A 12,444-nucleotide genomic window follows, 5' to 3' on the forward strand; every position below is an offset into this window, starting at 1 on the left:
CAATTGGCAAGAGCAAGGGGCGCACCAGCGCCCCTTTTTTGCCTGCCATAAAAGAAAAGCAACGGTGTTAGGCGTCAAGCACCGTTGCGTTGGCGTCTCGCATTCTAGCATTTAGGATGATGATCATTTTACGCATGACGGCGACAAGTGCGACCTTTCCGGGCTTTCCTTGCTGCTTGAGACGCGTGAAGAATGCCTTCATGTCGGGATCGAAACGAATGGCAGGCAGCGCTGCGACGTAAAGCGCGTCGCGCAGATGTCTTCTACCACCTGCAATCATGCGCTTGCCGCGCATCAGACCACTATCGCGATTAAGCGGCGCAACGCCAACCAGCTTGGCAATTTGTCCTTTGTCAGTATGCCCCAGTTCCGGCAGGTCGGCCAGGATGAAGCATGCCGTTCGTAGGCCGATCCCCTTGAGCGACATCAAAACCTCGGCCTTCCGGCCCAACTCTGCATCCGCTTTCAGGCAAGCCGTCATTTCATCCACGATAGCCTGACGCTGATCGAGCAGGAAACGCAGGCTTTCCTCGATCCAGACTTTCGTTCGCCCGGTCAACTTCTCCCGGCGATTTTTCTCCTGCACGATCATGTGCGACAATTGTCTGTAACGACTGACAAAATCCGCCAGAGCCCGCTCCTGAGAAGAGCGTTGTGGCAGAATTCTTGTTTCCATGCGCCTTGCATAATCGGCAAGAATGAAGGCGTCGATCCTGTCGGTCTTGGAGAGTTGGCCACAGGCACGTGCAAACTGCCTGATCTGCTTCGCATTGACCTTGGCGACAGGCAATCGCGCGGCCTGCAAGGCGGCAACGACAAGGCGCTCGTAACCGCCGGTCGGTTCGAGAACCAGACGTTCAATATCGTCCACAGTTGCGAGAAAGGCGAGAAAACTGGCAATGCCTGCTGCCGTATTTTGATAGGTCACTGTCTGGCCATCCGGCAGAACGCAGGCATCCAAAGACGATTTTGATATGTCGATGCCGACAAAACGGCTAGTATAAGACATGAGGCTGGTCTCCCTTATACACGAGCGCGAAGCTCCCTCAACGGTGCGACAAGACCTCAAAAGCTGCAAAGGGTTCTGCTTTTTTACGAACGAAAGTTCACGCCCCGATGGGCTCAACCGCTTTGCAGCAGCCATTGCGGTGTTGCATTCACCACAATGACATAGAGGCCGGAACGAAGTTTAACGTTCCGGCCTCAAATGTATAAGCCCCGGCCTGATTGCTCAGGCCGGGGCTTTTGAAACTCTACTATGCTGTTAGCGAATGATCGGGCAGCCGCGTACATTGGCGAATACAACACCGGCAGGACGGCCGTGACGGAAGCCGCGAACCTGGACCGACTTGCCACGATAGACGACACGCGCATTGCGGATGCCCATGCGATTGGCCTTCATCTTGGCACCTTCCACTGAGCAGGCAGGGCCGCGATAGGCTGGACGGCCATGGCGATAGCCTCTGTAATCAACATTCACGATGGCAGAGCTTGCCGACGTGCCGATGGCTGGAGCAACGACCGGCGATGCAGCGTTGGCCGAAGCTGCCGTCGTGAAGATGGCGGCAACACCAAGAGCGGCGGTTACGGCGAACGACTTGAGCGAAATAGCAGACATCTTTGAACCTCTTTCAATTTGTTTTCAGGTCTTGCCTGAGACACCCGAGAAGTAGCGCCCGAGAGATGAACAGAATGAAAAACTCACGTTCATGTGCCGTTCAGCTTCGTTTGAAGTAAAAGGAACAGCAACATACAGACTTTATTAATTCAATAAATTCAATGTGTTATGAGAGAACAAAATCCGTGCTACAATATTCGAAGCACAGATTAAATTTACGCAATGTTTGAAAACCGCAAGCGCGCCATCAGCGTTGGCCCGGCATCACCATATGATCCAGATAATCATCGTCATCTTCCAGATCGTGATCGAAAGCCGTCACCTTGCCGCGAACGGAAACACCTGCCTCGTGCACCGTTTCGGGTGAACCCGAAACAAGCGGATGCCACCAATAGAGATCCGAACCTTCGGCAACCAGACGGTAGGCACAGGTGACAGGGAGCCAATCCACCTCGTCAACGATTTCCGGTGTCAGAAAAACGCAGTCCGGCACCGTCTTCTTTCGGTTCGGATAATCGCGGCACTGGCAGCTGTCGGGGTTGAGCAACGTGCAGGCAACGCTGGTCCAGTAAATCTCGTTGGTGTCGTCATCCTGCAATTTATGCAGGCAGCATTGGCCGCAACCGTCACACAGACTCTCCCACTCGCTGCGGGTGAGTTGATTCAAGGTCTTGGTGCGCCAGAATGGTTTGTCGTTCATGATGCAGCGTATAATGGAATTGTGTCGGGAATGGCGTGGACAAATCGCCGCCGTTTCAGAACACTTGATATCCGATCCTTATCGGGTTATTAGACCCAAGTCATCATCATGACCGTAAGCGTCTTACGTTAGGCAACGCATCAATCTCGCCGGGAACGGCAATTCGCATTGATGTTTCGTTGCGCCTTCCCCGCACAATATTCAGGAATACACATGTCTCAGTTTGAATGCGGCCGCCGCAGAAAGCTGCCAGCACGCTATGCATCTATTGTGATGCCTTTCATCCTATCGATCATGATGACATTCATCGTCTCATTGATTGCGACCGCCAAGAGCCTTGGCGTTACCCATCCCAATCTTGCATCGAGCTGGATGACCGCATGGGCTCTCTCATGGGCGGTCGCCTTTCCGGTCCTCCTCGCCATTCTGCCCGTCGTGCGCAAAATGGTCGCCATGGTGTGCCACCCGCATTAATCTCTAAACAGAAAAAGCCGCGCATATATTATATGCGCGGCTTTTATTTTTTTCTGCAGGTGGTTCAGCGGAAAATAGCTTCGCCCTGTTCATCCACGATCTGCCGGCCCTTGTTCAGCGAAATGCTGGCGGCATCTTCGATGCCGGGGCAACGGTCGGCACGAACGAAGCGATATTCCTTCACTTCGCCATCAATCGTCTTGGAAATGACGCCGCAGACCTGATACTGCCCGCCCTCGCTATAGGGCGTGGCAATGATCAGAAAATCCTTGTGCTCAAGGCGACCAGCCTCTTTCGGCTCTGCCGGTGTCTCGGAGGCAGGGCCCCCACCGAAAAGACGCTTCAAAAAAGACATATCGCCTCCCTTCCCGTATGTTTTTGTTCAGTTCAGCTTAGCTATCCAGGCCCTAGCTATCCAGGAACGAACGCAGCTTACGCGAACGGCTCGGATGCTTCAGCTTGCGCAGCGCCTTGGCCTCAATCTGGCGAATACGTTCGCGGGTAACCGAGAACTGCTGACCGACTTCTTCCAGCGTGTGATCGGTGTTCATGCCGATGCCGAAGCGCATACGCAGAACGCGTTCTTCACGCGGCGTCAGCGAAGCCAGAACACGGGTCGTCGTATCGCGCAGGTTGGCCTGAATGGCTGCATCGATTGGCAGAAGCGCGTTCTTGTCCTCGATGAAATCGCCTAAGTGTGAATCTTCCTCGTCGCCAACCGGCGTTTCGAGCGAGATCGGCTCCTTGGCGATCTTCAGCACCTTGCGCACTTTTTCGAGCGGCATGGCGAGCTTTTCAGCCAGTTCTTCCGGCGTCGGCTCACGTCCGATTTCATGCAGCATCTGGCGCGACGTGCGAACGATCTTGTTGATCGTTTCGATCATATGCACCGGAATACGAATGGTACGCGCCTGATCCGCAATCGAACGGGTGATCGCCTGACGAATCCACCATGTCGCATAGGTCGAGAACTTGTAACCGCGGCGATACTCGAACTTGTCGACAGCCTTCATCAGGCCGATATTGCCTTCCTGAATGAGATCGAGGAACTGCAGGCCACGGTTCGTGTACTTCTTGGCGATCGAGATGACGAGGCGAAGGTTGGCTTCGACCATTTCCTTCTTGGCGATGGTCGCTTCGCGCTCGCCCTTCTGCACCTGATTGACGATACGGCGGAATTCGCCGATGGAAATCGCGGTTTCGGTCGCCAGCATCTGGATTTCAGAACGCAGACGGTCGATGGCGCGCTCTTCCTTGGCTGCGAATTCCTTCCAGCCTCGGGCTGAAAGCGTGCTGACGCGCTCCACCCACTTCGGGTCCAGCTCGTGGCCCTGATATTCCTTCAGGAATTCCTCACGACGCACGCCGAAGGATTCTGCCAGACGCAGCAGCTTGCCTTCGTTCTGCACCAGACGCTTGTTGATGTCGTAAAGCTGTTCGACGAGCTGTTCGATACGGTTCTGGTTCAGCGACAGTGACTTCACTGCCTTGATGAGCTGATCCTTCAGTTCCTTGTAGCGACGCTCCTGGCTCGACGACAGTTCGCCCGTCGCGGCCAGACGGCCCTCGACCTGCTGATCCTGCAGCTTGCGCAGTTTCTTGTAGGTGTCGGCGATGAGGTCGAGCGTTTCCATGACCTGCGGACGCAGCTCGGCTTCCATGGCCGCCAGCGACAGGTTGGCTTCGTCTTCGTCCTCTTCCTCTTCTTCCGTGGGCATGTCGCCGCCGACATTGGTAATGTCGTCGTCATCACGCGAGCGGCGCTGAGGCTTGTCATCGCGCGGCTTTTCCTCTTCCACGCGCTCGATCACCGGAGCCTGCTTGGCTTCCGGACCGGCATAGGTGGTTTCGAGGTCGATGATTTCGCGCAGCAGAATGTTGGAATCGTTCAACTGGTCGCGCCAGATGATGATCGCCTGGAAGGTCAGCGGGCTTTCGCAAAGCCCGGCGATCATCGTTTCACGACCGGCCTCGATGCGCTTTGCAATCGCAATTTCGCCTTCACGCGACAGAAGCTCGACAGAACCCATTTCGCGCAGATACATGCGCACCGGATCGTCGGTACGGTCGGTCGGCTCTTTCTTGGTCGTAGTGGTGGCGACAGCCGTACCGCCGGACTCAACCAGATCGCCGCCCTCTTCCGAGTCGTCGTCGTTGTTCTCTTCGCGGTCGTTGTCCTGCTCGTCATCTTCAACGACGTTGATGCCCATATCGGAAAGCATCGACATCGTGTCTTCGATCTGCTCGGATGTCACTTCCTCGGAAGGCAGCACGGCATTCAGCTCGTCCATGGTGACGTAGCCGCGCTTCTTCGCGAGTTTGATCATCTTCTTGACAGCATCGTCAGAAAGGTCGAGAAGCGGACCGTCGGCGGCACCTTCGCGCTCGACTTCGGCTTCTTCGTTTTCCTTAACCTTCGTTGCCATATGTTCTTCTCCAGGCGACCCCGGTCGCTTCTAAGATATATAGAGTTCTCGGACAGTTTTGCGAGGCCGCAATCCGTCAGTTGATTCTGCGAGTAGCCGATTTCCTGTTAATGGCGGATTAACCTTGCCATCGGTATCGGGCTTCTTCATCTCCGATTTCTTGTGGGCAGATCAGGCGGTCGACCAGACATTGCCTTTCACCAGGCCTTTTTCCCGGCCATTTTTCGGCCCGGACCCAGCTTGCCGCCCTGCAGCCTCGGATATCACCGGTTTCTGTTCTTTTCCTTGTTCGAACTGTCGTGATTCCGTCATTTACGCCATACGTCAAGAGCGACTCACCTGATTCGCGCTTAAAAAGCGAATCATTTTGTTGTCGCAGCCTCTTCGCTGGCCAGATAGAGCACGTTTTTCGGATCGCAACCCCGCATTTCCGGCTTTTCTCGCATCACTGATTCGGAAATCCGAATCAGAAACCGCCGGGCGGGCGCCCTGAAGACAGGCCAAAACCGTCAATCAGAGCTTCAGTCGCATCAGCTTTCAAAATCTGATTTTGTATATCTCTGAGACGCGCAAACAATTCACCCGTCTCGTCTGTTTCAAGCGCAGCCTCAACGGCTCGCAGCTCCTTATGTAGTGTGCGCGCACGCTGATGCAAGTGAAGCGCTTGCCGAAGGGCTTCACGCGCGTCGTCTTCTGCGGCCAGAGCCGTCGCAGTCCAGAGTTTCGCGCCCTTTACCACGAGTTCGAGCATTTCAATCTGCTCGCCATGACCGGCATTAACGAGTGCGTGCCGCATGGCGTGGCCATCTTCCATGTGACCGGCAGCCAGCACATCCAGCATGGCCAGATGCAGCGACTTGAGGACTTCGTGTCCCAGATCGAGTGCAGCCAGCGTCTCGAAATCCTCTTCGATCAGACGCGGATGATTGAGAAGCGTCAGCACGATAGCCGTTTCACGCAACGGGGCATGTGATCCCGCGCCCGGCCTGCCGCCCTTTACCAGCGTCGAGCGGACAAGACTGTCGGAAAATGCAAGACGGCCATTGCCGCCAGCCGGCCCGCCGCGCCCACGTCCGCCATCATTTCTGCTATTGAAAGCTGAATTGCGCTGACCACCGCCTTGATACCCCTGACGCCCCTGATGACGTCCTTGCCCAAAAAAGGCTTGTGCCCGGTCGCGCATATCCTGACTGTAGTGGCGCCGAATATCCTCATTCGCGATGCGGCTCGTTATTTCACGCAGGCGCGCTTCAAGTTCGGCCCGGCGTTCCGGCGTATCGAACACACCGCCCGTCGTCTCCCGCGTCCACACCATATCGACCAGCGGTCTGGCGTCATGCAGGACCGCGTGAAAAGCGGCAGGGCCTTCCGCCTTGACCAGATCGTCCGGATCCTGCCCTTCCGGTAATAGCGCAAAACGCAGCGATTTGCCCGGCTGCAAGGCAGGCAATCCGAGATCAACGGCGCGATGGGCCGCGCGAAGCCCCGCCCCGTCGCCATCGAAGCACAGAACGGGTTCAGGGCTGATGCGCCAGAGAAGTTCGAGCTGTTCTTCCGTCAGTGCCGTGCCAAGCGGAGCCACCACCTGATGGATGCCTGCCTGCGCCAGCGCAATCACATCCATATAGCCTTCAACGGCAATGATGGATTTGGCGGGTTCACCCCCTTGCGGCTGACAGGCCTTGCGTGCCCGCAATCCGTTATAGAGGACCCGTCCCTTGTGAAAGAGTTCGGTTTCCGGCGAATTCAGATATTTGGCCGGAGCATCGGCAGAAAGCGCACGCCCGCCGAAAGCAATTATGCGCCCGCGCAAATCCTCGATCGGGAACATGACGCGATCACGAAAACGGTCATAGGAAACGGCAATTCCTTCACCGTGCACGACAAGGCCACATGCTTCGATCTGCTCGCGTGAAACACCTTTGCCTGCCAGAAACTCCTTCAACGCATTGCGCGATTCCGGTGCATAGCCGATGCGAAACGACTGCTGTATCGCGGTCGAGAGTCCACGATCCCGCAGATAGGCGCGCGCCTTGGCCCCGACGGCGCTTTGCAACTGGTTTTCGAAGAACTGCGCAGCCAGCTCCATGACGTCGTAAAGCGTGGCGCGCTGTGCCTCGCGCTTTTCCATCTCCGGATCGCGCGCAGGCATCGGAACGCCCGCCATATCGGCGACGCGCTCCACTGCTTCGGGGAAGCTCAAACCCTCAAGGTCAGTCAGAAACTTGAAGTGATCGCCAGTCACACCGCAGCCGAAACAATGATACCGTCCCTTGCGATCTTCACAGTGAAAGCTCGGCGTCTTCTCGCCATGGAACGGACAGCAGGCCCAGAAATCCCCCTTCGGAGGATTGCTTTTCTTGCGGTCGAACGAAGCGCGCGTTCCTATCAGCGTCGAGATCGGGACGCGGTCTCTGATCTCATCGAGAAAGGAGGGCGGAAAACGCATTACAGATTTCACTTTCAGTTCGGTCGGGCAGGTCATTCAGACAGCGGGTTTGTATTCCATAGAGTATATAGGCGCGCCCGTTCCGACAGTCCATCGTGCAGGCATGTCCCTCCCCGCTAATCACATGTCGCTGGCAAACAAGCGCTCTGTCACAAAACTGTCATATATTCGTCATGACACTGCAGGATTGGATTGCTTTTAGTTGCGAATAACCCCATATCTCTTGAAGAATTGATTAGCCGGAACATATTTTTTCTTCATTTGTTGCGTTAGCTTAATCACAAATGTCCACCTCCAACCCGAAGGGATTTTGCCGTGAATGGTTCTTTGGTCCTTTTGCATCTGGCCGGTGCAGTTGCGCTTTTGCTTTGGGCGACACGCATGGTCCGGACCGGGGTGGAGCGTGCCTATGGCGACCGGTTGCGCAGACGCCTGCGCAACCAGATGCAGAACCCGCTGCTTTCCGTCGCCTTCGGCCTTGCCCTTGCTGTCGCCCTGCAAAGCTCGACAGCGGTTACGCTTCTCGTCGGTTCATTTGTCGGTTCAGGTTTTGTCAGCGGTGTCGCAGGCCTCATGGCCGTGCGCGGCGGTGAACTGGGCTCCGCCCTCGTCGTCAAGATCTTAAGCTACGACCTCACGCTTTTGGTGCCGCTCTGCCTTGTCATTGGCACTGGCATCTTCATGACGACCGAGCGCCGCGACTGGCGCCAGATCGGCCGCATTCTGGTGGGCATCGGCCTGCTCATCATGTCGCTGGAAATGACGGGACAGGCCACCGAGCCTTTGCGGCAAAGCGAATTGCTGCCGGTCATCGTCGATTATCTGTCAGGCGATCCGATTACGGCCTATCTGCTTGCCGCCCTGATGACATGGCTGTTTCATTCCAGTGTTGCCGCCGTCATCCTGCTCACCACCTTTGCCTCGCGCGGGCTGATCCATCCCGAGCTTGCCGTCGTGATGGTCCTCGGCGTCAATCTGGGCTCATCCATCATCGCTCCGATCCTGACCCGCCAGGCGCCGCCTGAAACCCGCGTCGTGCCGCTCGGCAATCTCCTGATGCGCGGTGCCGGATCGCTCATCATGCTGGTGCTTTACCAGACGTTCAAACCGTCCGTCGCCTTTCTCGGCACCGATCCGGTTTCGCAGGTGGTCAATGCGCATATCCTGTTTAATGTCATCGTGATGGTTGCTGGTATTCCGCTTTCCGGCCTCGTGCTGCGTGCAACTGAAGCTCTGGTCAATCTCAATGCAGGCAAGGATAGCCCTGTTTCGCAACAGCCGATCGAGATCGAGCAATATAGCGCGCTCGATACTGCCGTACTCGACCGGCCTTCGCAGGCGCTTGCCAATGCAACCCGCGAAGTGGTCGGCGTCTGCGACACGATCGAAGTCATGCTGCGGCGGATCATCGAGCTTTATGAAAAGCCCGATCAGATACGGATCGATGAACTCGAAGCCCTCGATGATCGCGTGGACAAGCGTCATGCCGCGATCAAGCTCTATCTGACCAAGCTTGCAACCCATGAGCTCAGCGATTTCGAGTCGCTGCGCATGCAGGAATTGCTGGGGGCATGCGTGAAGCTTGAGCAGGTCGGCGACATCATTGTGCGCAACATGCTCGCGCATGTTCAAAAGAAGATGGACCACAAACTGGAATTCACGGAGGAAGGCTGGAAGGAACTCAGCCATTTCCACGCCATGGTTCTGGCCAATGCGCATATGGCATTCAATGTGATCGTCTCACGCGATGGCCGCACGGCCCGTCAGCTAGTGCAGGAAAAAGACCAGCTGCGTGAACTGGAAAAGCAGACGAGCATGCGTCATTTCAGCCGCCTGCGCGAAGGTGCGACCCGCAGCATAGAGACCAGCAGCATCCATCTCGACACCATCCGCGATCTCAAGCAGATCAACTCGCTGCTCGCCTCAATGGCCTATCCCGTCCTCGAAGAACAGGGCCTCCTCAGCGATACGCGACTCAAGACCGTCAAGCAGAGCTGAAATCAGACCACGCGGCGGCGGGTACACACCCGTTGCCGCATGACGTTGAATATCAAAAGGAAATATCCGCAGCAGGGCGGACCCGAACACGGGCATTTCCAGCCTTGAAGCCATTCAACGTTTCATTGTGATGCGCAACGATATCCGCAAATTGCAGGCTGGCGGTGTCGCCCGTGGTATGCGCGTCCCCGATCAGGGTGACGTCATAGCCGAGAGAAACGGCGCGCCGGACGGTCGTGTCGATGCAATATTGTGTCTGACAACCACCGATGACGAGATGCGAAATATCCAGCCTTTGCAAAAGAGCCTGAAGGTCCGTCTCATGGAAAGAGTCGCAGCTGCGCTTCTCAACGAGGGTATCTCCCGGTCTTAAAGCAAGTTCTTCGCGGATTTCCCAACCGACTATGCCTTTTTCAAGCTCGTCGCCCGGACCGCCATCATGCTGCACCATGATGACCGGAACGCCGGCCTGACGCGCTTTCTCCCGCAGATCGCGCAGTCTGATGACAATCTCATCGAGGGCATGGTCGATAGCAGGCTGCCGTTCCGGCGTGCCAGTCCCCGCCACAATGTCGTTTTGAACGTCTATGACAAGCAAGGCTGTTTTCATCGGTCCACATCCGGTCATCGATTAATCCTTGTCATGCATAGCATAAGAAAAAGCCCCCGCCAGAGCGGAGGCTGAAACATAAAGCAAAAGGCGCTTATGCCTGACGCTTTCACTGCAGAAGCGATTTCACGATGGCGCTGGCCTTGGTGAAATCCATCTTGCCTGCATAGCGCTCTTTAAGAACAGCCATGCACTTGCCCATGTCGCGCAGGCCCTGAGCGCCGATTTCCGCAATCACATCCGCGCAGGCCTGCTTGACTTCATCCTCGGTCATCTGCTGTGGCAGAAACTCGGAAATGATCGTGATTTCCTCGCGCTCGGCTTCCGCGAGTTCAAGGCGGCTGCCTTCTTCATAGATACGGGCGGATTCTTCGCGCTGCTTGACCATCTTGCCGAGAATACCCAGCAATTCTTCGTCCCCGACCGGGTCCTTGCCGGCGGTACGGTTGGCGATATCTCGGTCCTTTACCGCAGCCAGGATCAAACGCAGCGTCGACATGCGACGCTTCTCCTGTGCTTTCAGCGCGGTCGTGAGGGCCTGGGAAATCTCCTGGCGAAGCATAACGTCTCTCCTGACGGTGTAAGTTCTGTGTTGTTCGTTTCCTGCATCTATACAACAGGCGAATAGAAACGCCGAGCTGTCCGAACCACCATCCCGAGAAATAATAATACGACGATTATCGTCATTATTTCAGGAAAGCATGGCTTCGGACGATTGACCCGGCCTTCAAGTTTCTCTATTGCTCAAGGCTTAGCAGGACATCGGCACGTGCTCGCGGCGGGAGGTTTCAAATCCCCGCTGCCTTTTGGCGCATATATGACCCTTGACGCTCCATCTTTCAAGCTACCTTACCGGTGGCAGGTTGAAACACGGATGCGTGCCGTACGAACTGGTAATGAAATAACACGCTGGCGAAACAGGAGTGCAGACCATGACAGAAACCACACCGAAAACAGCACCCTGGACTGTTGAAAAGCGAACCGCCGTCCTCGTACTCGCCGATGGAACCGTGATCGAAGGCAAGGGCCTCGGCGCAATCGGCGCGGTCGAAGCCGAAGTCGTGTTCAACACGGCGTTGACCGGTTACGAAGAAATTCTGACCGACCCATCCTACGCCGGTCAGATCGTGACGTTCACTTTCCCGCATATCGGCAATGTTGGCACCAATGCCGAAGACGTTGAAGACCTGACGCCAGCCAATCGGCACGGCGCGGTCGGCGCGATCTTCAAGGCGGACATCACGTCGCCGTCGAATTTCCGCGCAACGGAAGATCTGGACGCCTGGCTGAAGCATCGCGGCATCATTGCGCTTGCTGGTATCGATACGCGTGCGCTAACCTCGCTTATCCGCGAGCGCGGCGCACAGAACGCTGTCATCGCGCATGATCCAAGCGGCAAGTTCGACCTCGACGCACTCAAGGCGCGCGCTGCCGCCTGGAGCGGTCTTGAAAATCTCGATCTTGCCAAGGACGTCACGGTTGGCCAGAGCCTCACATGGAAGGAAACGCCATGGACTCTCGCAGACGGCTATGGTGAACAGGACGCCCCGGAATATCACGTAGTGGCGCTCGACTTCGGCGTGAAGCGTAACATTCTGCGCCTCCTCACCGGCCTCGGCGCAAAGGTCACCGTGCTGCCTGCAACGGCTACGGCTGAAGACGTTCTAGCCCACAACCCGGATGGCGTCTTCCTGTCCAACGGCCCCGGCGATCCGGCAGCGACCGGCGAATATGCCGTGCCAACCATCAAGAAGCTTGTCGAAACCGATCTTCCGGTCTTCGGCATCTGTCTCGGCCACCAGATGCTGGCGCTCGCGCTCGGCGGACGCACCGAGAAGATGCATCAGGGCCATCACGGCGCCAACCATCCGGTAAAGGACTACACGACCGGCAAGGTCGAGATCGTATCGATGAACCACGGCTTCGCGGTCGATTCAGACTCGCTGCCAGAAAATGTCGAGGAAACGCATGTATCGCTCTTCGACGGCACTAATTGCGGCCTGCGCGTCGTCGGCAAGCCAGTATTCTCGGTGCAGCACCATCCGGAAGCATCGCCCGGCCCGCAGGATTCGCACTATCTGTTCCGCCGCTTCATCAACCTGATCCGCGAAAATAAGGGCGAAACGCCGCTTCCCGAGCGCGAACAGGCTGCATAAACCCGCCGCATGA

11 protein-coding genes are annotated in these 12,444 nt (G+C 56.5%); 3 read left to right on the plus strand and 8 right to left on the minus strand.

Annotated elements, in window-relative coordinates; genetic code table 11:
* Nucleotides 1–67: 67 nt before the first annotated feature.
* The 3 genes from MKS82_RS16145 to MKS82_RS16155 form a co-directional block, all read right to left on the minus strand.
* Nucleotides 68–1,009, minus strand: coding sequence for an IS110 family transposase (locus tag MKS82_RS16145; RefSeq protein ID WP_024897869.1), 942 nt, complete (start codon nt 1,007–1,009; stop codon nt 68–70).
* 255 nt (nt 1,010–1,264) lie between these two features.
* Complete coding sequence (locus MKS82_RS16150; RefSeq protein ID WP_109987178.1) at nt 1,265–1,618, minus strand: antifreeze protein; 354 nt, start codon at nt 1,616–1,618, stop codon at nt 1,265–1,267.
* A 247-nt stretch (nt 1,619–1,865) separates the two neighbouring features.
* Nucleotides 1,866–2,318, minus strand: coding sequence for a YcgN family cysteine cluster protein (locus MKS82_RS16155; protein WP_109987179.1), 453 nt, complete (start codon nt 2,316–2,318; stop codon nt 1,866–1,868).
* A 213-nt stretch (nt 2,319–2,531) separates the two neighbouring features.
* Between MKS82_RS16155 and MKS82_RS16160 the strand changes: the two genes are divergently transcribed.
* Nucleotides 2,532–2,792 (plus strand): DUF2798 domain-containing protein, encoded by a 261-nt coding sequence (locus tag MKS82_RS16160; RefSeq protein WP_109987180.1) that lies wholly within the window; start codon nt 2,532–2,534, stop codon nt 2,790–2,792.
* Nucleotides 2,793–2,856: 64 nt separating this feature from the next.
* Here the strand turns inward: MKS82_RS16160 and MKS82_RS16165 are convergent, their stop codons facing one another.
* The 3 genes from MKS82_RS16165 to dnaG form a co-directional block, all read right to left on the minus strand.
* Nucleotides 2,857–3,147: an HlyU family transcriptional regulator gene (locus tag MKS82_RS16165; RefSeq protein ID WP_109987181.1), complete on the minus strand. Its 291-nt coding sequence runs from the start codon at nt 3,145–3,147 to the stop codon at nt 2,857–2,859.
* A gap of 52 nt (nt 3,148–3,199) precedes the next feature.
* Nucleotides 3,200–5,218 (minus strand): RNA polymerase sigma factor RpoD, encoded by a 2,019-nt coding sequence (gene rpoD, locus MKS82_RS16170; protein WP_109987182.1) that lies wholly within the window; start codon nt 5,216–5,218, stop codon nt 3,200–3,202.
* Between the two features lie 466 nt (nt 5,219–5,684).
* Nucleotides 5,685–7,667 carry a DNA primase gene (gene dnaG / locus MKS82_RS16175; RefSeq protein ID WP_109987183.1) on the minus strand — a complete coding sequence of 661 codons (1,983 nt, stop codon included), beginning with the start codon at nt 7,665–7,667 and terminating at the stop codon, nt 5,685–5,687.
* A 315-nt stretch (nt 7,668–7,982) separates the two neighbouring features.
* Here dnaG and MKS82_RS16180 point away from each other — a divergent pair, with 315 nt between their 5' ends.
* Nucleotides 7,983–9,665, plus strand: a complete 1,683-nt coding sequence (locus MKS82_RS16180) for a Na/Pi cotransporter family protein (protein ID WP_109987184.1) — start codon at nt 7,983–7,985, stop codon at nt 9,663–9,665.
* Between the two features lie 52 nt (nt 9,666–9,717).
* Here MKS82_RS16180 and MKS82_RS16185 read toward each other — a convergent pair whose 3' ends face one another.
* Both MKS82_RS16185 and MKS82_RS16190 read right to left on the minus strand, forming a co-directional pair.
* Nucleotides 9,718–10,275 carry a cysteine hydrolase family protein gene (locus MKS82_RS16185; RefSeq protein WP_109987185.1) on the minus strand — a complete coding sequence of 186 codons (558 nt, stop codon included), beginning with the start codon at nt 10,273–10,275 and terminating at the stop codon, nt 9,718–9,720.
* Between the two features lie 109 nt (nt 10,276–10,384).
* On the minus strand, nt 10,385–10,837 hold the full coding sequence (locus MKS82_RS16190; RefSeq protein WP_012091702.1) for a GatB/YqeY domain-containing protein: 453 nt from the start codon (nt 10,835–10,837) through the stop codon (nt 10,385–10,387).
* A gap of 370 nt (nt 10,838–11,207) precedes the next feature.
* Between MKS82_RS16190 and carA the strand changes: the two genes are divergently transcribed.
* Nucleotides 11,208–12,431: a glutamine-hydrolyzing carbamoyl-phosphate synthase small subunit gene (gene carA, locus MKS82_RS16195; protein ID WP_109987186.1), complete on the plus strand. Its 1,224-nt coding sequence runs from the start codon at nt 11,208–11,210 to the stop codon at nt 12,429–12,431.
* The last annotated feature ends 13 nt before the right edge of the window (nt 12,432–12,444 follow it).

It is taken from the genome of Ochrobactrum sp. A-1 (assembly GCF_022488005.1).
GTDB lineage: Bacteria > Pseudomonadota > Alphaproteobacteria > Rhizobiales > Rhizobiaceae > Brucella.